This window comes from Azotobacter beijerinckii, from assembly GCF_900110885.1.
Classification (GTDB): Bacteria; Pseudomonadota; Gammaproteobacteria; order Pseudomonadales; family Pseudomonadaceae; genus Azotobacter; species Azotobacter beijerinckii.
In genome coordinates this window covers 1-21,093 of sequence record NZ_FOFJ01000029.1, presented here as the reverse complement: position 1 = coordinate 21,093, position 21,093 = coordinate 1, and the positions used below count along the sequence as shown (strand labels likewise).

The window sequence follows — 21,093 nt, the reverse complement described above, 5'->3', positions numbered from 1 at the left end:
TGCTGCTGGATCCTGCGCGCAGCTACGATCTGATCGGCGACGTGCATGGCTGCGGCCATAGCCTGGAGGCCCTGCTCGAGCGTCTCGGCTATCGGCGCCAGGGCGGCGTGTGGCGTCATCCGTGGCGGCTGGCGCTGTTCGTCGGCGACATCGTCGATCGCGGTCCGCGCATCCGCGAGGCCCTGCATCTGGTGCGCGGCATGGTCGAGGCCGGCCAGGCGCTGTGCGTCATGGGCAACCACGAATACAACCTGCTGGGCTGGTCCACCGAGGCGCCGCCCGAAAGCGGCCTGCAGCACGTGCGCGAACACACCCCGCGCAACGAGCACCTGATCCACGAGACCCTGACGCAGTTCGCCAACCATCCGGGCGACTGGCGGGCCTTTCTCGACTGGTTTTACGAGCTGCCGCTGTTCGTCGACGCCGGTCGCTTCCGGGTCGTGCATGCCTGCTGGGACGCCAGCCTGATCGATCCGTTGCGCCAGCAATACCCGGATGGCCGGATCGACGAGCCTTTCCTGAAGGCCTCCGCGCTGCCCGACAGTTTCGCCCATCAGGTCTTCGAACGTCTGCTGCGCGGCATCAACATGCGCCTGCCCCATGGCATGACGCTGACCGGGCGGGACGGGCTCAGCCGTGAGACCTTTCGTACCAAGTTCTGGGCGGACCAGCCGCAGACCTACGGCGACATCGTCTTCCAGCCGGACCCGCTGCCCGAGCCGGTCGCGCAGATGCCGATTTCCCCGGTGCACAGGACCGAGCTGCCCTCCTATGGTCCCGAGCAGCCGCCGCTGTTCGTCGGACATTACTGGCGCCACGGGCAGCCGACGCTGATCCGTCCCAACCTGGCCTGCCTCGACTACAGCGCGGTGATGTTCGGCAAGCTAGTGGCCTACCGGCTGGACCAGGAAACCCAGCTCGATCCCCAGAAGTTCGCCTGGGTCGAGGTGGAGCGCCCGGAGGCTCCCCATGAATACAGCGATTGAAGCTCTGCGCCTGCCACTGGGGACCGATCTCAGTGGTTTCGTCGCCCTGCTGCGGCGCCTGGGCGTGCCTCACCGGGTCAGCGAGGATGGCGGCGAGCAGGTGCTCTGGGTTCCCGATCCCCGTCTGGCCCAAGAGGTGAACCTGCTCTATGCACGCTTTCCCGAGGGCGATCCGCAGGGGCTGACGCCCGCGGCACCGCGTCGCGCGCCCGGTGCGTCCGGCGTTTTCCGCCAGTTGCGTCACAGTCCGCTGACCTCGCTGATGCTGCTGGCGACCCTGCTGGTAGCGGCGCTGACCCTGCTTGGGGAAAACCTCGCCACCGTCGGCTGGCTGAGTTTCCAGGCCTTCCATATCCGCGGCGATTACCTGTATTTCGTGCCCCTGACGGAAAGCCTCGCGGTGGGGCAGTGGTGGCGTCTGCTGACGCCGATGCTGCTCCACTTCGGTTGGCTGCACCTGGCGATGAACTCGCTCTGGTACTGGGAGCTGGGGCGGCGCATCGAGGCGCGCCAGGGCAGCCTGATGCTGCTGCTCCTGACCTTGGCGTTCGGTTTGGCTTCCAACGCCGCGCAATACCTGTTCGGCGGCCCAGGGTTGTTCGGCGGCCTGTCCGGCGTGCTCTACGGCTTGCTTGGACACTGTTGGATCTTCCACCGGCTCTCGCCCGATGCGGCCTATCGTCTGCCGCCGGGGGTGGTGGTGATGATGCTGGTCTGGCTGTTGGTCTGCCTGTCCGGGCTGGTCAGCGCCTTGGGGCTGGGCGCTATTGCCAACGCTGCGCATGTCGCCGGACTGCTCGCCGGCTGCCTGACCGGCGTCATCGGCGGGGCTTGGGCGCGTCGGCGAGGCTGAACGCGCAGCCGGTGCAGCCGGGGGGGCTCTGGCTGCCGGCTATGATGCCGTAGCTAGGCCAGGCTTCGGCGAGACCAACTTAGTGGCACTTACCGCCAGAGCAGTTCCCACAGCTGCCGCGGCCTGCGGCCTTGCGGCGACGCGGCAGATACTTGCGCAGCAGGTACAGTACCGCGCACGCCACCACTAGCCCGACGATGGCATCCTGTATCCATTGACCTGCCATATTTCACCTCCTCTTTCACAGCCAGATTGCCGAGAGTTGCCGCACCAGTAGTGCAGCGACATAGGCCAGCGCAAACAGGTAACCGGTAAATATCAGTGTGGCCCGTACCGAGTTGGTTTCGCGCCTTACCACGGCAATGGTCGACAGACACTGCGGCGCATACACAAACCAGGCCAGATAAGCCAATGCCACCGGAACGGTCCAGCTATGAGCGAGCGAGCTACCCAGCGCATCCTCACCGCCACTGACCGCGTACACGGTAGCCAGCGTGCTGACCGCCACTTCGCGTGCAGCCATGGCCGGAATCAGTGCAATACACATCTGCCAGTTGAAGCCCAGTGGCTCGAACAGCGGCTGTATGAGCTTGCCCAGCATGCCCGCAAAGCTGTATTCGATGGCCGGCAGCGTGGCGTCTTCCGGTGCATGGGGGAAGGTCGCCAGAAACCAGAGCACGATGGACAGCGCGAGGATGACGGTGCCCACGCGGCTCAGGAAAATCCATGCCCGCTCTTTCAGCCCCACTAGAAAGTGGTACAGGTTGGGCCAGCGGTAGTTGGGCAGCTCCAGCAACAGGGGGAAGGAGTTGCCTTCCCCCTGTTGCTGGCGCGTGATCCACGCCACCAGCGCGGCACTGGCGATACCGGCGATATACAGGCAGAACAGGGTGAGCCCTTGCAGATTGAACAGGCCCCAAACCGTGCGGTGCGGTATGAAGGCGCCGATCACCAGCGCATACACGGGCAAGCGCGCCGAGCAGGTCATCAATGGCGCCGTCATGATGGTGACCAAGCGCTCACGCGGGTTGGCGATGGAGCGGGTGGACATGATGCCGGGTACCGCACAGGCAAAACTGGACAACAGCGGGATGAACGAGCGGCCGGAAAGGCCAACGCCACGCATCATGCGGTCCAGCAAGAAGGCTGCGCGTGGCAGGTAGCCGGAGTCTTCCAGCGCCAGAATAAAGGCGAACAGGATGATGATCTGCGGCAGGAAAACCAGCACGCTGCCCATGCCGGCAATCAGACCGTCCACCACAAAGTCGTGCAGGATGCCGGCCGGCAGCAGTGCACCGACCTGCTCGCCCAACCAGCCGACCAAGGTTTCGATACCGTCCATCACCGGTGCTGCCCAAGCGAACACCGCCTGGAACATCAATAGCAGGATGGCCGCCAGAATCGCCACCCCCAGTACCGGATGCATGACCAGTGCGTCCAGCTTGTCTTGCCAGCGCGGTGTGAACTCCGGCGCATCGACGCACTCAGCCAACAAGGCGTCGATGCGTGCGTACACGGACTCAACTGCTTCGCTGCGTTCGGGCAGGCTGAGGTTGCCCGTGCGCGTCTGCACGCTAGCGGCCAGGCTGCGCAGCGCCGTCTGCAGGTCGCCCACACCGTTCTTGCGCACGGCGACGGTTTCCACCACGGGCATGCCCAGGCGTTCGGCCAGCAGTTCGGTACGGATGTTGATGCCACGGCTGCGTGCTGCGTCGGCCAGGTTGAGCACCAGAACCATCGGCAGGCCCAGCGCTTTCAGCTCCAGCACCAGACGCAAGCCCAGTTTGATATTGGTGGCATCGATGACCGCCACCAGCACGTCGGGACGCACCTCGCCGGCCATCTCGCCGAGGATCACGCGGCGCGCTACCTGCTCATCGGGCGAGGCCACGTACAGGCTGTAAGTGCCGGGCAGGTCGATCAGTTCGGCGGGGCGGGACAGGCCCGCCAGTGGGCCGCTACGCTTTTCTACGGTGACACCGGCGTAGTTTGCTACCTTGGCCTTGGCGCCGGTCAGGCAGTTGAAGAGTGCGGTTTTCCCGCAATTGGGGTTGCCCACCAGAGCAAAGTGCAAAACAGACTGAGACATAAGGGCGTCACATGGGGTGAATGGTAGCGAGGACTTTCTCGGCCTCGGCTCGGCGCAAACCAAACTTGGTGCCATTGATGCGTACGGCAACCGGATCGGAGCCAAACAGGCCAAAGCCGATGACTTGCAACATGGCGCCGGGCAAAAAACCCAACTCCTTCAGCCGTAACGTCACCTGCTCATCCATATCGCCAAACACCGCGTGGGAGACGATGTCCACAATCGTGGCTTTAGCGCCTTTGGGGAGCTGATGCAGCGGGGTGTGGGCGGATGGCAAGGCAACTCCTTCAGTGAGTTTACTGTGCATTTTTGCTTACGCCTCATAACTGCAATTGATTCTTATTAGGCTAGCAGCAGTCATCCGTTTGATGCAAGCTTTCTGCCTAATTCATAATTCAATCGATAAATAGTGCGTCCGAAAGAGTTGCACTGCGCTGCTTAGTTCGTGGCAGGCAACACCTGATCGAAGTGGTGCTTCAGAATATGACGCGGGTATGCAGGCCAAATAAGGTTTCGTCGTGTAGCCTGTGGCCTGTTTCTTCGTTCAACACACCACCACCGGGCCTATGGATGTATTGAAAGTCGGGTTGGATAATGAGCCACGGCGTAACCTGTGCTTGATAAGTGACTTCAATATGATGCTCGTCATGACGGATAGGATAATAGCCATCCGCATATGAGCGGGCATCCCGATCGGCATCCCTGGCTTTGCTTCCCGTGTGCCCCATACCCCAGCCAATACCGAAGACATCGTTTTCTCGGTTTTTGAAGGGCGCTGTCAGATTAAACCCTGCGTCCGCCACAAAGCTGACCACATTTCGGTCGCTCCTGTTGCTGGTCACGCGCGCGAATACACCCACCGAAGTGGGGGAGGCCAATGAGGGTCGCCAGATCATTTGATCCATGATGGCGTAAAAGATCCAGTTGCCCCGATGTTCTTTGGGGATGCCCGAGCTATCGGGCGAGGACAGCGGCTTGCCGTCTTTATCGTAGCGCTGATCCGCGAATTGAGCGGTATCGTACATGCCGCCGATTTTGTAGGTGCCGGGCAAGCCGGGGTCGATACTGGCGTTAGTCAGGCCTTCCGGCTGTGGATTGAGGTTGTACTGGGCCTCGCTGATCAGCAGGGCGCCCGTGTCTAGATTGAAGTTGTCGCCGTGTGGATGCACGCTTTGGTTGGAGGGATCTTTTTCGTTATAAAAGCTGTGGCCGGTCGGATTGTCGTTGGCGGCGGCAAATAGCAACGACAGCTGGTCGGTGGGCCGGTAGCGAAAGCGGACGCCCAGCGAGGCCAGCGGCCAGGAGGGGCCGCCCGAATAGAGGTTGATGGAGGGCGCCATGGGCCAGCCGAAGTTGGAGTTGATGAACAGGCTGGCGTAATCGCTGATGAGAAACTCATTATCCAGCGCCTGCTGGCCGATTTTCACGTCCAGTCGGTCATCCAGAAAGCTCTGCTGATACCAGAGCTCGAGCAGGCGATTGGATCGATAGGCCTCGTAGCCACTGATGGGGTTGTAGTCGCCAAGTTGGTCCGCGGTGATGGAGCGGCCGCGGATATTGAGCCAGCTGACGTTGAACACCCCCCCTTCAAGACCGATGAGCCTGTTCAGGTCGACGTCGATCTGCACGGTGCCCACGCCGTCGTAGGTTCCGTGTTGCCGGGTTCCTCCCTTGGTGTTGACCCAGAGCTCATCGTCGCTCTGGATATGCATCGTCACACCGTGCCGGTAGAGCCACTGGCGAAAACCGAGCATGTCCCCCAGCAGGTTCCCGCTGGTATCCAGATGGACTTCTTCGGCCGATTCGGGCGCGACGGTGCCGGTGTGCGCCTGCGCCGGCGTACTCGTGCCGCCCAGAATGCTCAACAGGCCGATGCCCAGCATCCGTGCTACGCGGGAGTTGGGGAGGGCGAATGGTCGATTTGGCCGATGGGGGCGGAGAGCGCCAAGAGTATTCTGCACGCTAAACCTTTTACAGTCGCAGTGAAGCCCTGAGGAGGAGAAGAGTAGTTCTAATCTACCTGCTTATGATTTTTGTTAAAGAATATTTCTTATTTGTGCTTGTGCGCAAGCCGGGTACGTCCGGTGGCGTATGCGGTGTGGCTCCCCGAGCGGTTCCGGGCAAGTTCTGCCGGTCTTATACAGACTTAAGCGTTTGTTAAGGCTGGGGGGACGAGAATGCCTCCATCCCCTACACGTCCCCCGAGGTCCGCAAGATGGAGCTGTCATGGGAGCACGAACCGCTGGCGCTGATCGGTCGCCAGCGACCGCTGAGTGTGCACCTGGTCAAGCAATCTCCTGATTCCGCCCGCCGTCGCGAGCTGGAAGCCTTCATTCGTGCCCGTTTCGTCGACTATTACGCGGCGCGCATCCACCATTTCATGCCCTGCCTGCTAGGGTTCGAAGATGACGTCGGGCAGGTGCAGGCCGTGGTTGGCCTGCGTCCCGCCGACGATACCGAGGGGCTGTTTCTCGAGCGTTATCTGGACGAACCCATCGAAAGCGTTATCAGCAAGCGTACGGGCTTGGCGGTCGCGCGCAGGGATATCGTCGAGGTGGGCAATTTCGCCGCACGGGGCCCCGGTGGGGCGCGTCTGATGATTACCGCCCTGACCGACCTGCTGGATGTCCAGGGCTTTCGCTGGGTCGTCTTCACTGGGACGGCGATGCTGCTGAACAGCTTCGGGCGCCTGGACCTGTCGATGGTCGAGCTGGGGCTGGCGGACCCGGCCCGCATGGGGGCGGACCTGGCCGACTGGGGGCATTACTACGACACCCATCCCCAGGTCATGGCGGCGAATATCACCGATCCTCACAACCGCGCGCAGTTTTTGGGCCTTCACCAGCGCTTCGCTTACCGGCCCTTGTACCAGGAGGTTGCCGATGTCGCCTGTGGTTGAGTCCTTCTGGCAGACCCTGGCGGCCCAGGGCGAGCGACCGGCGCTGCAGGAGGGCGAGCGCCGGCTGGATTACCGCCAGTTGCTCGACGAGGTCGGAGTGCGGGCCGCTTACCTGCGGCGAATCGGTGCCCAGCGCCTGTCGCTGGAGTTGGACAACGGCATCGAGTGGGTGCTGTGGGATCTGGCGGCGCTGCGGGCCGGGGTCGTCTGCGTGCCGCTGCCGGGGTTCTTTTCCCCGGACCAGCAGCGCCATGTGCTGGACAGTGCTGGCGTCGATACGCTGATCGCCGCCGATCCTTCCCGCCATGCGCCGCTGGGCTTCGAGCCGTTGGCCGAGGGGTTCGCGCAGCGTCGGCCGCCGCAGGTCGCCGAACTGCCGACGGGGACCGCGAAGATCACCTACACCTCCGGTACCACCGGCCAGCCGAAAGGCGTCTGCCTCGGCGCCGACCTGCAGTTGCGGGTGGCGACGAGCCTCTGGCAGGTCTGCGGGCCGAGCGGGGTCGAGCGTCACCTGTGCGTGCTGCCGCTGGCGGTCCTGTTGGAGAACGTCGCCGGCTTCTACGCGCTGCTGTTGGGCGGGGCGCTGATCGAGCTGGCGCCGCTGGCCCGGGTGGGTCTCGAAGGAGCCAGCCGCTTCGACCTGCCGTGCTTTCTCGGGGCGCTCGAGCGCAGCCGGCCGAACAGCCTGATCCTCCTGCCGCAGCTGCTGTTGGCCTGGGTGACAGCCCTGGAAAGCGGTCTGCCGCTGCCGGGCTCCCTGCGCTTCGTCGCGGTCGGCGGCGGGCGGGTCGCGCCGCAGCTGCTGGAGCGCGCCGAGGCCCTCGGCCTGCCGGTGTTCGAGGGCTACGGACTGTCCGAGTGCGCCTCGGTGGTTTGCCTGAATACCCCCGAACAGCGCCGCATCGGCACCGTCGGCCGGCCCCTGCCGCATCTGGAGGTGCGCCTGGCCGCCGACGGCGAGGTAGAGGTGCGGGGCGCGCGGATGCTCGGCTACCTCGGCGAGCCGGCACCGACCGGCGACTGGTTGGGCACTGGCGATCTCGGCCATTTCGAGGAGGGCTTCCTGGTCCTGCACGGGCGCAAGAAGCACCAGTTCGTCACCGCCTTCGGACGCAACGTCAATCCGGAGTGGGTCGAGGCCGAACTGGTGCAGCAACTGCCGATCGCCCTGGCCTGGCTGCACGGCGAGGCGCAGGCGGCCAACGTGGCGGTGCTGCAGCCGCGCACGGCCGATACTACCGACGAGGCCTTGGCACAGGCCGTGGCGCGGGTCAATGCCGGCCTGCCGGACTATGCCCGCGTCCACCACTGGCTGCGCGCCGAGCAGCCGTTCGGCGCCGCCAACGGCCTGGCCACCGCCAATGGCCGTTTGCGCCGGGCGGCACTGTTTCAGCATTACCGGACGGCCATCGAGGGAGTGCTGGCCGCCCATGACGTTTGAAGGAGACACCATGGATTTCTATACGAGCTTGCAGGAGCAGACCGCTGCCGAGCGCGACTACCTGCTGGCGGCGCCGCTCATCGGGGAGGCCCTGCAGGGGCGGCTTGCGCTGGCCAGCTACCTGGCGTTCCTCGGCCAGGCCTACCACCACGTCAAGCATACTGTGCCGCTGCTGATGGCCTGCGGCGCGCGTCTGCCGGAGCGGCTGGAATGGCTGCGCGAGGCGATCGCCGAGTACATCGAGGAGGAGTACGGCCACCAGGAGTGGATTCTCAACGACATCCGCGCCTGCGGCGGAGACGCCGAGGCGGTGCGCCACGCCACGCCCAACCTGCCTACCGAGCTGATGGTCAGCTACGTCTACGACCGCATCCAGCGAGGCAATCCGGCGAGCTTCTTCGGGATGGTCCAGGTGCTCGAGGGCACCAGTGTCGCCATCGCCACCCGCGCCGCCGGAGCCCTCCAAGAAACCCTGGGGTTGCCGGCGCAGGCGTTCAGCTACCTGACCTCCCATGGCAGTCTCGATCTCGACCACATCGAGTTGTTCAGGGGGCTGATGAATCGCCTGGACGACGCGCAGGATCAAGCCGCGGTGGTACATACCGCGAAGGTGGTCTATCGCCTGTACGGCGACATGTTTCGCAGTTTGCCGTTGACGGCTTAAGGAGAGAAATATGCAGTTGTCAGATTGTCGAGGATTGATCACCGGAGCCAGTGGTGGCATCGGTCAGGCGCTGGTCACCCGGCTCTGCGAGGGCGATGCCCGGCTGCTGCTGGTGGGCCGCCATGCCGAGCCCCTGCAGGCCCTGCTGAAGCGCTATCCGGCGCAGCTGGAAATCGTCCAGGCGGACATCGCCGAGGCGGAGGGGCGCCAGGCGGTACTGGCGGCAGCCCGGCGTTTCGGTGGGCTGAATACGTTAATCAATGCCGCCGGCGTCAACTGTTTCAGCCTGCTGGAGGATCAGGACGAGGGGTCAATCGCCAATATCATCGGGCTGAACGTCACCGCTACCCTGCAACTCACCCATCGCCTGCTGCCGTTGCTGCGCCTGCAACCACGTGCTCTGGTGGTCAATATCGGATCGACCTTCGGCTCCCTCGGCTACCCCGGTTTCAGTGCCTACTGCGCCAGCAAGTTCGCTGTGCGCGGTTTCTCGGAGTCCTTGCGCCGCGAACTGGCCGATACCGAGGTCAAGGTACTCTACATCGCACCGCGGGCAACCAACACGGGGATGAACGCCAGTGACGTGATCGCGATGAACGACGAACTGAAGGTGGCGATGGACGACCCGCAGACGGTGGCGGAGGCGCTCGCCCAAGCGATCCTGCGAGAGCAGGAGGAGACCTATATCGGCTGGCCGGAGAAGTTCTTCGTGCGTCTCAACAGCCTGTTGCCGCGGGTCGTCGACCAGGCGCTGCGCAAGCAGCTGCCGATCATTCAGCGCTTTGCCCGCGGCAAGTCCTGAGCGAAGGCCCCATCCCTACCGAACGGAGTCACCCCATGAAGAAATCCATCCTGCGCGGCCTGTTGCTGGGCGGCGCGCTGCTCTGCAGTCTGCCCGGCTTCGCTCTCAGCGAGGCGGGCACCCAGAGCCTGCGGCACCTGCAGAACCGCTGGGCCGAGATCAACTACCAGTTGCCCGAGGCGCAACGCGAAGCGGCCTTCGAGCGTCTTGCCGGCGAGGCCGAGGCGGCGCTCAAGAGCGAGCCGAACTCGGCCGAGCTGTTGACCTGGCGCGGCATCGTCCTCAGCACCTGGGCCGGCGCCAAGGGCGGGCTGGGCGCGCTGGACCTGGCCAAGCAGGCCCGCGCCAGCCTCGAGCAGGCCTTGGCGACCGATCCCAAGGCGCTCGACGGTTCGGCCTACACCAGCCTCGGCAGTCTGTATTATCAGGTACCGGGCTGGCCGATCGGCTTCGGCGACGACGAGCGCGCCGAGGCGCTGCTCAAGCAGGCCCTGGGGCTGAACCCGAAGGGCATCGATCCGAACTACTTCTACGGCGATTTCCTGTTCCGCCAGAAGCGCTACCCCGAGGCGCTCGAGGCGCTGCAGAGGGCGTTGGCGGCGGCGCCGCGGCCGGGCCGCGAGGTCGCCGACGCCGGTCGGCACAAGGAAATCGAAACATTGCTCGGCAAGGTCCGCGTCGAGCTGAAATAAGGGAGACGGAGCAAGGGCATGCGCATTCTGCTGGTGGAGGACGACGTGGCGCTGGGCGAGGGCATCCGCACTGCGCTCAAGCCCGAGGGATATACGGTCGATTGGCTGCAGGACGGCGCCAGCGCGCTGCATGCGCTGGGCTGCGAGAGCTTCGACCTCTGCGTGCTCGATCTCGGTCTGCCGCGGCTGGACGGGCTGGAGGTGCTCCGGTGCCTGCGCACCGCGGGCCATCCGCTGCCGGTGATGGTGCTGACCGCACGCGATGCGACCAGCGAGCGTATCGCCGGGCTGGATGCCGGTGCCGATGACTATCTGGTCAAGCCGTTCGATGTCGCCGAGCTGAAGGCGCGGCTGCGGGCATTGTTGCGGCGCAGCTTCAACCGTCCGCAACCGGCGCTGGAGTACCGCGGCATCTGTCTCGATCCGCAGAGCCAGGCGGTCAGCTACGAGGGGCGGGAGGTCGCCCTGGCGCGCAAGGAGTTCCTGCTGCTGCACGAACTGCTCGCGCAGCCGGGGCGGGTTCTGACCCGCGACAAGCTGCAGCAGGCGCTCTACGGCTGGGACGAGGAGGTGGAGAGCAACGCCCTGGAGGTGCATGTCCACCATTTGCGCAAGAAGCTCTTTCCCGAATTGATCCGCACGGTGCGCGGCGTCGGCTACATGGTGGACAAGCCCTGATGCGCTCGATCCGCGCCCGCACCTTGGCCCTCGTGTTGGGCGTACTGAGCCTTTCCCTGCCGCTGATCACCTACAAGAGCTATCGGGATGCCCAGCACGAGATCGAAGAGCTGTTCGATGCCCAGCTGGCGCAGACCGCCCGGATGCTGGCCGGGCTGGTCGGCCGGGGGATGGCCGAGCGCGAGCGCGAGGAGGTGCAGGCCATGCTCGACGAGGCGCTGGGGTTGCAGTTCCTGCCGGGTGGGCACGGGGCGCTGTCGCTGGGCCATCGCTACGAAGGCAAGTTGGCCTTCCAGGTGTTCGACGAACAGGGCCGGCTGCTGCTGCATTCGGCGAGCGCCGCGCATACCCTGTTCTCCGGTCTGCTGGCGGAGGTGCCGGCGGCCCTGGCCGACGAGCGCCTGGTCGGCTATCACCTGCTGGAGACGGAGCCGTTCCGCTGGCGGGTCTTCGCCCTCCATGACCGGATCGACCGGCGCTGGATTCTGGTGGGCGAGCGCGAGGACGTGCGCGGCGAACTGGCGGGCAAGATCGCCCAGCGCAGCCTGCTGCCGGACCTGGTCGGCCTGCCGCTGCTGGCTCTGCTGGTCTGGCTGGCGATCGGCTGCGGGCTGACCCCGCTTGAACGGATGGTCGGTCTGATCCGGGCGCGCGATCCGAACAACCTGGCCCCGCTTCTGCTGGCGCCTTTGCCGCGGGAGCTGGAGCCGGTGATGGCGGCGCTCAATCGCCTGCTGTTGCAGGTGACCCAACTGCTGGAGCGGGAGCGCCAGCTGCTGGCCGCCGCCGCCCACGAGTTGCGCACGCCGCTGGCGGTGCTGCGCATTCATGCGCAGAATGCCCTCGAGGCGCCGGACCCGGCCGACCGCGACGAGGCACTGCGCCAGCTGGGGCCGGGCGTCGAGCGGGCGACCCGGGTGGTCGGGCAGCTGTTGGCGCTGGCCCGGCTGGAGCCGGCGGCGGTGCAGCTCAATATGATCCCCCTCGACCTGGCCGTGCTCCTGCGCGACGAGCTGGCCGAGCTGACGCCACTGGCGCTGGCCAAGCGGCAGGAGCTGACCCTGGAAACCTCCGGTGCGGGAGGGTACGAATTGCGCGGCGACGCGCCCAGCCTGGCGATCCTAGTACAAAACCTGGTCGCCAATGCCGTGCAGTACACCCCGGATGGCGGGCGCGTCCGGCTGCAGCTCGAGGCCGCGGCGGACAGCCTGCTGCTGCGCGTGCAGGACAGCGGTCCGGGGATCCCGCCGGCGCTGCGCGAAAAGGTCTTCGAGCGCTTCTTCCGGGAGGGCGGCGGCCAGGGCGCCGGGCTGGGGCTGTCCATCGTGCGTCGGGCGGTGGAGCTGCACGGCGGCGAGATCGCCCTGGGCGAGTCGCCCCTCGGTGGGCTGGAGGTTTCCGTTTATCTGCCCCGTTAGCTATGCTGCGTAGCCCTTCGAACTGCCCGCTGTGGCGTGATGAGCGGGTACGGTAATTTTCCAACGGCTTGCTAAGATCCAATCGGAAGCCGAACAAGGAGAGCGGTCATGTTCGCCCTGGATTCACGTTTGCAACAGGACACCCTACCCATCGGCGATTTTCCCCTGTGCCGTCTGCTGCTGATGAACGACGCCCATTACCCCTGGTTCGTTCTGGTGCCGCGGCGGGAAGAGATTGTCGAGCTGTTCCAGCTCGATGCCGGAGACCAGCGGACTTTCTGGCAGGAAACCACCGAGCTGGCGGAAACCCTCAAGGATACCTTCGGCGCCGACAAGATGAACGTGGCTGCCCTGGGCAACGTGGTCGCCCAGCTGCACATGCACGTCATCGTGCGCCGGCGCGACGACGCCGCCTGGCCGACCCCGGTATGGGGACGGCATCCGGCGCAGCCCTACTCGGCCGAACAGGTGGCCGCCATTCGCGACAAGCTGCGCCTGGTGCTGACCGGGGACTTCCGCTTCATCGAGGAATGAACATGAATCTGGAAACGCGCATCAACGATCTGGAAACCCGCCTGGCCTTTCAGGACGACACCATTCAGGCGTTGAACGACGTGCTGGTCGTCCAGCAGCGGGTGGTCGAGCGGCTGCAGCTGCAGCTGGAGGCCCTGGCCAAGCGCCAGGAGGAGTTGCTGGGCGAACTCGGCTCGGTGGACGACGACGAGGCGCCGCCGCCCCATTATTGATCCGATCGTTGCTCCCGCGATCCGGCCGGACCGCGGGCTTTTCCTCAGTGCCGGAATCGTGGTTTGGCGACCACGTTCTCGGCCTGCAGTCCTCGGTCGCGCCGAATCACGCTGAACTCCACCTGTTGCCCCTCGATCAGCGCCCGCGGCCCCTCGCCGCGAATGGCGCGAAAGTGCACGAACACATCCTCCCCCGTATCGCGGGCGATGAAGCCGAAGCCCTTGGTGGTGTTGAACCACTTCACCGTGCCGGTTTCGCGCTCGCTCCACTCCCCCTCGTCCGCTCCCTGGACGGCCTGGGAGCGGCCTTGCCGCGCCGTGGCGCGCCGGCCCAGGTCAAGGCCTAGGTGCAGGAGCACGGCGGCCGAGGCGCAGGACAGGCTGAGCAGCACGGCCGGTTGTCCGCCGATGCGCTCCAGCGGCACCAGCAGAATCGACGCCTGGAGCAGCGCGCCCAGCACCAGTAGCGTCGAGACCAGCCGCTGCGCCGGGCGTGCGAGGCGCTCGGCACTGGGCGCCTGGAGCAGGTTGAGCAGGCCGAACAGGTTCAGGTAGACGGCATCGGCCTGTTGCAGGAAGGGCAGGGCGTCGCTGCCGAAGGCGGGAGCGAACGACAGCACCAAGGCCGTGCCCCCTGTCGCGAGGTGAAGGATCTTCAACATGTTCGATGGGCTCACGGTGAGAATGAAAAAGCTCGGGATCGGTAAATAGATAGACGATCGGGGGGCCGGGTTCTGGTTGGAGCGGCCCGCTTTCCGGCCGTTCCGGCCGGGTGAGGTTGCGAAAGAGCGCATGCTGCGCGACGGGTGATTATCGACCTGCCGGAGAGTATGTTTCATGCGCTGCGACAGGGACGGCGTGGCGTTTCCGGCAGTTTTCCGGGCGGCTTCGCCCGGGGCAGCCCGCGCGGCTCTGGGTTAGAATGCAGGCAGAATCCTGCTGGAGCCGTCCATGTCGTCCTTCAAAGAAATGATCGAGAACATCACCCCGGAAATCTACCAGAGCCTCAAGCTGGCGGTGGAGATCGGCAAATGGCCGGATGGCCGCAAGCTGACCCAGGAGCAGAGGGAGCTGAGTCTGCAGGCGATGATCGCCTGGGAGAGCCGGAACCTGCCGGAGGAGGAGCGCACCGGCTACATGGGCGAGCAGAAGTGCAAGTCGAGCGGTGAGCCGATTCCCAACCCGCTGTTCAAGTCCTCGGGCACCCTGCACTGATGGCCGAGCTCGCACGCGGCGCACTGGACAAGATGGCGACGCGCCTCGACGCCCCGGTGCAGTACGCCCTGCGCCTTGGCGAGGCACAGGTGCCGGTCAATCCGCTGATCGGCAGGCCCCTGCGCCTGGAATACCTGGGCGCGATCCATTGCAGCCACTGCGGGCGCAAGACCGCCAAGAGCTTCGGCCAAGGCTACTGCTACCCCTGCTTCAAGAAGCTGCCGCAGTGCGACAGCTGCATCGTCAGCCCGGAGAAGTGTCACCATGCCCTCGGCACCTGCCGCGACCCGGCCTGGGGCGAGCGCTTCTGCATGACCGAGCATGTCGTCTACCTGGCCAACTCTTCCGGGGTCAAGGTCGGCATCACCCGGGCCAGCCAGGTGCCGACCCGCTGGCTCGACCAGGGCGCCTGCCAGGCGCTGCCGATCCTGCGCGTCGCCACCCGCCAGCAGTCCGGGCTGGTGGAGGATCTCCTGCGCAGCCAGGTCGCCGACCGCACCAACTGGCGCGCCTTGCTCAAGGGCGAGGCCGCGCCGGTCGATCTGTCGGGCGTGCGCGAGCAGCTCTTCGAGACCTGCGGGGAGGGTCTCGAAGCCCTGCAGGCGCGCTTCGGCGTGCAGGCGATCCAGCCCCTGGCGGATGCCGAGCCGCTGGAGATCCGCTATCCGGTGGAGGCCTACCCCGAGAAGATCGTCAGCCTCGACCTGGACAAGACGCCGGTGGTCGAGGGGACCCTGCAGGGCATCAAGGGCCAGTACCTGATCTTCGATGTCGGGGTGATCAACATCCGCAAGTACACGGCGTACCAGCTGGCGGTCTCGGCCTGAGCCGGGCCCGGTTTTTATCCCCCACCCCACCCGCTCCCCACGGGGGAGCGGGTATCGATGGAGCCGAACGATGCGTACCGAACAGCCGAAAACCATCCATCTCAAGGACTATCGGGCACCGGACTACCTGATCGACGAGACCCACCTGAGCTTCGAGCTGCACGAGGACCGCACCCTGGTGCAGGCGCGCCTGACGATGCGTCGCAACCCGGCCTGTGGTGCCGGCCTGCCGCCGCTGGTGCTGGACGGTCAGCAGCTGGAGCTCTTGTCGGTGGTCCTCGACGAGCGCGAACTGGGCGCCCACGAGTACCAGGTGAACGACAGCCACCTGACCCTACAGCCGGCGTGCGCCGAGTTTGTCGTCGAAACCCGCGTGTGCATCCATCCGGAAAGCAACACCGCGCTGGAAGGGCTGTACAAGTCCGGCAAGATGTTCTGCACCCAGTGCGAGGCCGAGGGTTTCCGCAAGATCACCTACTACCTCGACCGCCCGGACGTGATGAGCACCTTCACCACCCGGCTCAGTGCGGACAAGCAGCGCTACCCTGTGCTGCTCTCCAACGGCAATCCGGTGGCCAGCGGCAGCGCGGACAACGACCGGCACTGGGCGAGCTGGGAGGACCCGTTCAAGAAGCCCGCCTACCTGTTCGCCCTGGTCGCCGGCGACCTCTGGTGCGTGGAGGACCGCTTCGTCACCCACAGTGGGCGCGAGGTGGCCCTGCGCATCTACGTCGAGCCGGAGAACATCGACAAGTGCCAGCACGCCATGGACAGCCTCAAGCGCTCCATGCGCTGGGACGAGGAGGCCTACGGTCGCGAGTACGACCTCGACATCTTCATGATCGTCGCGGTCAACGACTTCAACATGGGTGCCATGGAGAACAAGGGGCTCAACATCTTCAACTCCAGCGCCGTGCTGGCCAAGGCCGAGACCGCCACCGACGCCGCCCACCAGCGGGTCGAGGCGATCGTCGCCCACGAGTACTTCCACAACTGGTCGGGCAACCGGGTGACCTGCCGCGACTGGTTCCAGCTGTCGCTCAAGGAAGGCTTCACCGTGTTCCGCGACGCCGGCTTTTCCGCCGACATGAACTCCGCCACGGTCAAGCGCATCGAGGACGTCGCCTACCTGCGCACCCACCAGTTCGCCGAGGACGCCGGTCCGATGGCCCACTCGGTGCGCCCGGACTCCTACATGGAGATCTCCAACTTCTATACCCTGACCGTCTACGAGAAGGGCTCCGAGGTGGTCGGCATGCTGCGTACCCTGCTCGGCGCCAAGGGCTTCCGCCAGGGCAGCGACCTGTACTTCCAGCGTCACGACGGCCAGGCGGTGACCTGCGACGACTTCGTCAAGGCCATGGAGGACGCCAATGGCGTCGACCTGACCCAGTTCAAGCGCTGGTACAGCCAGGCCGGCACGCCGCGTCTGGAAGTCAGCGAGCACTACGATGCCGCAGCGAAGACCTGCACCTTGACCTTCCGCCAGAGTTGCCCGCCGACCCCCGGCCAGGCGCACAAAGAGCCCTTCGTGATTCCCGTGGAGTTGGGTTTGCTCGACGCTCGGGGCCTTGAATTGCCGCTGCGCCTGGCCGGCGAGGCCGAGGCCGGTGGCACCAGTCGGGTGCTGGCGGTGAGCGCCGCCGAGCAGTCGTTCACCTTCGTCGATGTTCCCGAGCAGCCGTTACCGTCGCTGCTGCGCGGCTTCTCGGCGCCGGTCAAGCTGCTCTACCCGTACAGCCGCGACCAGCTGATGTTCCTCATGCAGCACGACTCCGACGGCTTCAACCGCTGGGAGGCCGGTCAGCAACTGGCCGTGCAGGTGTTGCAGGAGCTGGTCGGCCAGCGCCAGCACGGCGAGTCCATGGCGCTCGACCGGCGGCTGGTCGCGGCGCTGCAGAGCGTGCTGGAGAACGAAACCCTGGACCCGGCGATGGTCGCCGAGATGCTCTCCCTGCCGGGCGAGGCCTATCTGATCGAGATCAGCGAAGTGGCCGATGTCGACGCCATCCACGCAGCCCGCGAGTTTGCCCGCCGCGAACTGGCTGAAGCGCTGTACGAGCCGCTCTGGCAGCGTTACCGGGCCAACCGCGAGCTGTCGCGGCAAAGCCCCTACGTCGCTTCGGCCGAGCACTTCGCTCGTCGCGCCCTGCAGAACATCGCGCTGTCCTACCTGATGCTCAGCGAAAAGCCCGAAGTGCTGGCGGCCTGCCAGGACCAGTACCAGGCGACCGACAACATGACCGAACGCCTCGCCGCCCTGGCCGTGCTGGTCAACTCGCCGTTCGAGCAAGAGAGGGCCCAGGCGCTGACCCTGTTCGCCGACTACTTCGAGGACGACCCGCTGGTCATGGATCAGTGGTTCGGCGTGCAGGCCGGCTGCCCGCTGCCCGGCGGCCTGGAGCGCGTGCAGGCGCTGATGGAGCACCCGGCGTTCACCCTGAAGAACCCCAACAAGGTGCGCGCGCTGATCGGCGCCTTCGCCAACCAGAATCACGTCAATTTCCACCGCGCCGACGGCCTGGGTTATCGCTTCCTCGCCGACCAGGTGATCATGCTCAATGCCCTCAACCCGCAGATCGCCGCCCGTCAGTTGGCACCGCTGACCCGCTGGCGCAAGTACGATGCGGCCCGCCAGGCGCTGATGAGGGCCGAGCTGGAGCGCATCCTCGCCTCCGGCGAGCTGTCCGGCGACGTTTACGAAGTGGTCAGCAAGAGCCTGATCTAGAGCTTGCGGCCCTGCCTTTCCGGATGCGGGAAGGGCAGGGCCGAAGCGCTTCGCTCGAGTGCGAGCGTTGGTGGTTTTGGCTATTCGACGTTGGTCTGGGCGCGACTTTCGTCTGGAAGCCAAATTGTCGCAAATGGATGAGACTCGGATCGTCGTCAACCTGATTCCGAGAAGCTCCCATGTATTCTGATCGTATTCGCCTGCCTGCCCTGCTTGAAAAAATCATGAGCGCCGACGAAGCCGCAGCGCTGATTCAGGACGGCATGACCGTCGGCATGAGCGGTTTCACCCGCGCCGGCGAAGCCAAGGCAGTACCCCTGGCGCTGGCCAAGCTGGCCACCACCTCGCCGCGCAAGATCTCCCTGGTCACCGGCGCCAGCCTCGGCAACGATCTCGACAAGAAGCTCACCGAAGCCGGTGCGTTGGCCCGCCGCATGCCCTTCCAGGTGGACAATACCCTGCGCAAGGCGATCAACGAAGGCAAGGTGATGTTCGTCGACCAGCACCTGTCGGAAACCGTCGAGCAGATGCGCTCCAAGCAGATCAAGGCTCCGGATATCGCGGTGATCGAGGCCGTCGCCATCACCGAGGAAGGCCACATCGTGCCGACCACCTCCGTGGGCAACTCCGCCAGCTTCGTCGCCGAGGCCAAGCAGGTGATCGTCGAGATCAACCTGGCCCACAACCTGAACCTCGAAGGTCTGCACGACATCTATGTTCCGGTCGCTCGTCCGGGTCGCGGTCCGGTCCCGCTGATCAACGTTGACGACCGCATCGGCACCAAGGCCATCCCGGTCGATCCGGCCAAGATTGCTGCCGTGGTGATCTGCGACACCCCGGACTCCCCGTCCACCGTCACCCCGCCGGACGACGAGACCCAGGCCATCGCCGATCACCTGATCGCTTTCCTGGAGCGTGAAGTGGCCGCCGGTCGTCTGACCAAGAGCCTGCTGCCGCTGCAGGCCGGTATCGGCTCCATCGCCAACGCCGTGATGTGCGGTCTGCTGAAGTCCGACTTCAGCGGCCTGACCATGTACTCCGAAGTGCTGCAGGACTCCACCTTCGAGCTGATCGACGCCGGCAAGATGGACTTCGCTTCGGGCTGCTCCATGACCCTCTCCGAAGAGTGGGGCAAGCGCGTGTTCGGCAACATGGAGAAGTACAAGGACAAGCTGGTACTGCGTCCGCAGGAAATCTCCAACCTGCCGGAAATCGCCCGCCGCCTCGGCATCATCGGCGTCAACACCGCGCTGGAGTTCGACATCTACGGCAACGTCAACTCCACCCACGTGGGCGGCACCAAGATGATGAACGGCATCGGCGGTTCCGGCGACTTCGCCCGTAACGCCCACACCTCGATCTTCGTCACCAAGTCCATCGCCAAGGGCGGCGCGATCTCCAGTGTGGTGCCGATGGTCGGTCACGTCGACCATTGCGAACACGACGTGGACGTCGTGGTGACCGAGCAGGGCCTGGCCGACCTGCGTGGCCTGGCGCCGCGCGAGCGCGCCCGTGCCATCATCGACAACTGCGTGCATCCGGACTACCGCGCTGCGCTGAACGATTACTTCGAGCGCGCCTGCGCCAAGGGCGGTCAGACCCCGCACATCCTGCGCGAAGCCCTGGAGTGGCACATCAACCTGGAAGAGCGCGGCAGCATGCTGGCCAAAGGCTAACGCCTGACGCTCGCTCGACTCCGAAAACCGCGGCCCTTGGGCCGCGGTTTTCGTTTTGCTGGCCAGTGCCGGGAAAGCGCTCTGGAACCGGGCCTCGCTGGCGACCGCTCAGAGGGTGGAGCGAATCCCGGCCGGGCAAATGGCCGGCTTGCGAAACTCCCACTGCAGGCAGCCATCCTCTTCAAGGGCCGGTTCCGCCATGTCGCCTGCCAGCGGCGAAAGTCGAATGACGAAGTCTATGTATGGCCCTTCTTCTTCGAACTCGTCGGTCATCCAGATCGGTGGCGTCTCGTCCGGGCGCGTACGCCGCCAGTATTCGAGTGGTTTTTCAGGTTGTATGCCAGGGTGAGAGCCGAACACCCTTGGGGCGGTGATCTTTCCCCAACCGCTCGAGAGATCGCCTGGGGGGTAGCCGTAGACCTCAACCTGGTATGCGCCTGGTGGTACTGTGATGTATGCGCCAACCCAATACGACCCGTTGGTTTCTGCCGCTGCCATGGTCGCGAACTCTTCCTGGAAGTCAGGCGTGAGCACACCGGAAACCAGGACCTCGCCACAGGGAATGTCGAGCTTCCAGATGACGCGTGAGGTCCACTCGGCGGCTTCCTGCTCGGCCAGGTCTCCGAGAATGAAGCGCACCACATACCCATCATCCTGATACAGAGCCATGGGCATCAGTACTCCCCGTTGGACAAGCTCTTGGAAGGCGACCTCTTGCTGCCCCATCCAGGCTTGTGCCAGGTCATCCGCAGACAAGCCTCCGAGGCTTCTAGGCGCGACCCAAATCAAGCATCCAGCATTCTTCAATGCAGAAATCGAGACGTTTACCGGCCATTGCCTATCCCTACAACTTCGGTGAATTTTCCCAAGGGGGCGGACTTGTCGATCCGTACTCAGGTGCAGTCGGGTACGATTGTCTGCGATCGAAACATTCGACCGCACAAACGCTTCGACATTCAAATGCTAGCGATGCAGCATGGTGCGGCCGGTTCAATTCAGTAGCCGTATTGCGCTCAGCTTCTGCAATCGCCGTCTGATTAATAAGGCTATGTCTGAGTTAGCTGTTGCAGCAGGCTAAGCTGATCATGACGTCTCCGCATGCGGGAGGTGGATTATGAAAGCGAGTCACTTCACGCGATGGATCGCTCAGCTCTCCAGCCTCAGCCCAGAACAGCGTGAGCAGTTGAAGGCATGCCTGTCGGCACCTGGCAGCCTTGCGCAGGACATGATCGCCACGCCCAGCAGTTGCCCGCACTGTCAGTCCAGCGAGTTACAGCCGTGGGGCTCCAATGGCGGCCTGCCACGGTATCGCTGCAAGTTTTGCGGCAAAACCAGCAACCCATTGACGGGTACACCGATGGCGCGACTGCGAAAGC

22 protein-coding genes are annotated in these 21,093 nt (G+C 64.9%); 16 read left to right on the top strand and 6 right to left on the bottom strand.

What is annotated here, in order from left to right:
• Window positions 1-2: 2 nt before the first annotated feature.
• Window positions 3-986: a metallophosphoesterase gene (locus tag BMY22_RS14615; protein WP_208599293.1), complete on the top strand. Its 984-nt coding sequence runs from the start codon at window positions 3-5 to the stop codon at window positions 984-986.
• Window positions 970-1,839 carry a rhomboid family intramembrane serine protease gene (locus tag BMY22_RS14610; RefSeq protein ID WP_208599292.1) on the top strand — a complete coding sequence of 290 codons (870 nt, stop codon included), beginning with the start codon at window positions 970-972 and terminating at the stop codon, window positions 1,837-1,839. The genes BMY22_RS14615 and BMY22_RS14610 overlap by 17 nt, the downstream gene beginning before the upstream one ends.
• A gap of 79 nt (window positions 1,840-1,918) precedes the next feature.
• Here BMY22_RS14610 and BMY22_RS14605 read toward each other — a convergent pair whose 3' ends face one another.
• The 4 genes from BMY22_RS14605 to BMY22_RS14590 all read right to left on the bottom strand — a co-directional run bounded on the left by BMY22_RS14605 (window position 1,919) and on the right by BMY22_RS14590 (window position 5,811).
• Window positions 1,919-2,065: a FeoB-associated Cys-rich membrane protein gene (locus BMY22_RS14605; protein ID WP_090623271.1), complete on the bottom strand. Its 147-nt coding sequence runs from the start codon at window positions 2,063-2,065 to the stop codon at window positions 1,919-1,921.
• Between the two features lie 15 nt (window positions 2,066-2,080).
• On the bottom strand, window positions 2,081-3,928 hold the full coding sequence (feoB, locus tag BMY22_RS14600; protein ID WP_090623269.1) for a ferrous iron transporter B: 1,848 nt from the start codon (window positions 3,926-3,928) through the stop codon (window positions 2,081-2,083).
• A gap of 7 nt (window positions 3,929-3,935) precedes the next feature.
• The gene (locus BMY22_RS14595; RefSeq protein ID WP_090623267.1) at window positions 3,936-4,235 is read right to left on the bottom strand and encodes a FeoA family protein; all 300 of its coding nucleotides are present in this window, start codon (window positions 4,233-4,235) and stop codon (window positions 3,936-3,938) included.
• A 169-nt stretch (window positions 4,236-4,404) separates the two neighbouring features.
• Window positions 4,405-5,811 carry a carbohydrate porin gene (locus BMY22_RS14590; protein WP_090623265.1) on the bottom strand — a complete coding sequence of 469 codons (1,407 nt, stop codon included), beginning with the start codon at window positions 5,809-5,811 and terminating at the stop codon, window positions 4,405-4,407.
• 332 nt (window positions 5,812-6,143) lie between these two features.
• Here BMY22_RS14590 and BMY22_RS14585 point away from each other — a divergent pair, with 332 nt between their 5' ends.
• The 9 genes from BMY22_RS14585 to BMY22_RS14545 all read left to right on the top strand — a co-directional run bounded on the left by BMY22_RS14585 (window position 6,144) and on the right by BMY22_RS14545 (window position 13,271).
• On the top strand, window positions 6,144-6,827 hold the full coding sequence (locus BMY22_RS14585) for a thermostable hemolysin (protein ID WP_167363745.1): 684 nt from the start codon (window positions 6,144-6,146) through the stop codon (window positions 6,825-6,827).
• On the top strand, window positions 6,811-8,271 hold the full coding sequence (locus BMY22_RS14580) for an AMP-binding protein (protein WP_090623262.1): 1,461 nt from the start codon (window positions 6,811-6,813) through the stop codon (window positions 8,269-8,271). Before BMY22_RS14585 ends, BMY22_RS14580 begins: the two co-directional genes overlap by 17 nt.
• Before the next feature lie 10 nt (window positions 8,272-8,281).
• Window positions 8,282-8,935, top strand: coding sequence for an iron-containing redox enzyme family protein (locus BMY22_RS14575; protein WP_090623261.1), 654 nt, complete (start codon window positions 8,282-8,284; stop codon window positions 8,933-8,935).
• A gap of 10 nt (window positions 8,936-8,945) precedes the next feature.
• A complete protein-coding gene (locus tag BMY22_RS14570) occupies window positions 8,946-9,737 on the top strand; it encodes an SDR family oxidoreductase (RefSeq protein WP_090623258.1) in 792 nt (263 codons plus the stop codon).
• Between the two features lie 35 nt (window positions 9,738-9,772).
• On the top strand, window positions 9,773-10,429 hold the full coding sequence (locus BMY22_RS14565) for a tetratricopeptide repeat protein (protein ID WP_090623256.1): 657 nt from the start codon (window positions 9,773-9,775) through the stop codon (window positions 10,427-10,429).
• A gap of 18 nt (window positions 10,430-10,447) precedes the next feature.
• The gene (locus BMY22_RS14560; RefSeq protein WP_090623251.1) at window positions 10,448-11,107 is read left to right on the top strand and encodes a response regulator; all 660 of its coding nucleotides are present in this window, start codon (window positions 10,448-10,450) and stop codon (window positions 11,105-11,107) included.
• Window positions 11,107-12,525, top strand: coding sequence for an ATP-binding protein (locus tag BMY22_RS14555; protein WP_090623250.1), 1,419 nt, complete (start codon window positions 11,107-11,109; stop codon window positions 12,523-12,525). The genes BMY22_RS14560 and BMY22_RS14555 overlap by 1 nt, the downstream gene beginning before the upstream one ends.
• Before the next feature lie 108 nt (window positions 12,526-12,633).
• A complete protein-coding gene (locus BMY22_RS14550) occupies window positions 12,634-13,059 on the top strand; it encodes an HIT family protein (RefSeq protein WP_090623247.1) in 426 nt (141 codons plus the stop codon).
• Window positions 13,056-13,271, top strand: a complete 216-nt coding sequence (locus BMY22_RS14545; RefSeq protein ID WP_170849385.1) for a SlyX family protein — start codon at window positions 13,056-13,058, stop codon at window positions 13,269-13,271. The genes BMY22_RS14550 and BMY22_RS14545 overlap by 4 nt, the downstream gene beginning before the upstream one ends.
• Window positions 13,272-13,315: 44 nt before the next feature.
• Here the strand turns inward: BMY22_RS14545 and BMY22_RS25225 are convergent, their stop codons facing one another.
• Window positions 13,316-13,933: a cold-shock protein gene (locus BMY22_RS25225; RefSeq protein ID WP_090623243.1), complete on the bottom strand. Its 618-nt coding sequence runs from the start codon at window positions 13,931-13,933 to the stop codon at window positions 13,316-13,318.
• Window positions 13,934-14,222: 289 nt separating this feature from the next.
• On the opposite strand from BMY22_RS25225, the gene BMY22_RS14535 reads away from it, so the two are divergent.
• The 4 genes from BMY22_RS14535 to BMY22_RS14520 all read left to right on the top strand — a co-directional run bounded on the left by BMY22_RS14535 (window position 14,223) and on the right by BMY22_RS14520 (window position 19,717).
• The gene (locus tag BMY22_RS14535; RefSeq protein WP_090623241.1) at window positions 14,223-14,486 is read left to right on the top strand and encodes a YeaC family protein; all 264 of its coding nucleotides are present in this window, start codon (window positions 14,223-14,225) and stop codon (window positions 14,484-14,486) included.
• Window positions 14,486-15,313, top strand: coding sequence for a DUF2797 domain-containing protein (locus tag BMY22_RS14530; RefSeq protein WP_090623239.1), 828 nt, complete (start codon window positions 14,486-14,488; stop codon window positions 15,311-15,313). The genes BMY22_RS14535 and BMY22_RS14530 overlap by 1 nt, the downstream gene beginning before the upstream one ends.
• A 70-nt stretch (window positions 15,314-15,383) precedes the next feature.
• Entirely contained in the window at window positions 15,384-18,041 is a 2,658-nt protein-coding gene (gene pepN / locus BMY22_RS14525) for an aminopeptidase N (RefSeq protein WP_090623237.1), read from the top strand.
• Between the two features lie 179 nt (window positions 18,042-18,220).
• The gene (locus BMY22_RS14520) at window positions 18,221-19,717 is read left to right on the top strand and encodes an acetyl-CoA hydrolase/transferase family protein (protein WP_090623235.1); all 1,497 of its coding nucleotides are present in this window, start codon (window positions 18,221-18,223) and stop codon (window positions 19,715-19,717) included.
• A 108-nt stretch (window positions 19,718-19,825) separates the two neighbouring features.
• Here the strand turns inward: BMY22_RS14520 and BMY22_RS14515 are convergent, their stop codons facing one another.
• Window positions 19,826-20,392: a hypothetical protein gene (locus BMY22_RS14515; protein ID WP_143068500.1), complete on the bottom strand. Its 567-nt coding sequence runs from the start codon at window positions 20,390-20,392 to the stop codon at window positions 19,826-19,828.
• A 439-nt stretch (window positions 20,393-20,831) separates the two neighbouring features.
• Between BMY22_RS14515 and BMY22_RS14510 the strand changes: the two genes are divergently transcribed.
• The coding region (locus BMY22_RS14510) for an IS1 family transposase (protein WP_143068499.1) at window positions 20,832-21,093 on the top strand (262 nt) is incomplete at its 3' end.

Bases quoted from the DNA above. Each gene is read 5' to 3' on its own strand.
- BMY22_RS14610 (WP_208599292.1), top strand. From the start codon at position 970: ATGAATACAGCGATTGAAGCTCTGCGCCTGCCACTGGGGACCGATCTC.
- BMY22_RS14605 (WP_090623271.1), bottom strand. From the start codon at position 2,065: ATGGCAGGTCAATGGATACAGGATGCCATCGTCGGGCTAGTGGTGGCG.
- feoB (WP_090623269.1), bottom strand. From the start codon at position 3,928: ATGTCTCAGTCTGTTTTGCACTTTGCTCTGGTGGGCAACCCCAATTGC.
- BMY22_RS14595 (WP_090623267.1), bottom strand. From the start codon at position 4,235: ATGCACAGTAAACTCACTGAAGGAGTTGCCTTGCCATCCGCCCACACC.
- BMY22_RS14590 (WP_090623265.1), bottom strand. From the start codon at position 5,811: ATGCTGGGCATCGGCCTGTTGAGCATTCTGGGCGGCACGAGTACGCCG.
- BMY22_RS14585 (WP_167363745.1), top strand. From the start codon at position 6,144: ATGGAGCTGTCATGGGAGCACGAACCGCTGGCGCTGATCGGTCGCCAG.
- BMY22_RS14580 (WP_090623262.1), top strand. From the start codon at position 6,811: ATGTCGCCTGTGGTTGAGTCCTTCTGGCAGACCCTGGCGGCCCAGGGC.
- BMY22_RS14575 (WP_090623261.1), top strand. From the start codon at position 8,282: ATGGATTTCTATACGAGCTTGCAGGAGCAGACCGCTGCCGAGCGCGAC.
- BMY22_RS14570 (WP_090623258.1), top strand. From the start codon at position 8,946: ATGCAGTTGTCAGATTGTCGAGGATTGATCACCGGAGCCAGTGGTGGC.
- BMY22_RS14565 (WP_090623256.1), top strand. From the start codon at position 9,773: ATGAAGAAATCCATCCTGCGCGGCCTGTTGCTGGGCGGCGCGCTGCTC.
- BMY22_RS14560 (WP_090623251.1), top strand. From the start codon at position 10,448: ATGCGCATTCTGCTGGTGGAGGACGACGTGGCGCTGGGCGAGGGCATC.
- BMY22_RS14555 (WP_090623250.1), top strand. From the start codon at position 11,107: ATGCGCTCGATCCGCGCCCGCACCTTGGCCCTCGTGTTGGGCGTACTG.
- BMY22_RS14550 (WP_090623247.1), top strand. From the start codon at position 12,634: ATGTTCGCCCTGGATTCACGTTTGCAACAGGACACCCTACCCATCGGC.
- BMY22_RS14545 (WP_170849385.1), top strand. From the start codon at position 13,056: ATGAACATGAATCTGGAAACGCGCATCAACGATCTGGAAACCCGCCTG.
- BMY22_RS25225 (WP_090623243.1), bottom strand. From the start codon at position 13,933: ATGTTGAAGATCCTTCACCTCGCGACAGGGGGCACGGCCTTGGTGCTG.
- BMY22_RS14535 (WP_090623241.1), top strand. From the start codon at position 14,223: ATGTCGTCCTTCAAAGAAATGATCGAGAACATCACCCCGGAAATCTAC.
- BMY22_RS14530 (WP_090623239.1), top strand. From the start codon at position 14,486: ATGGCCGAGCTCGCACGCGGCGCACTGGACAAGATGGCGACGCGCCTC.
- pepN (WP_090623237.1), top strand. From the start codon at position 15,384: ATGCGTACCGAACAGCCGAAAACCATCCATCTCAAGGACTATCGGGCA.
- BMY22_RS14520 (WP_090623235.1), top strand. From the start codon at position 18,221: ATGTATTCTGATCGTATTCGCCTGCCTGCCCTGCTTGAAAAAATCATG.
- BMY22_RS14515 (WP_143068500.1), bottom strand. From the start codon at position 20,392: ATGCCCATGGCTCTGTATCAGGATGATGGGTATGTGGTGCGCTTCATT.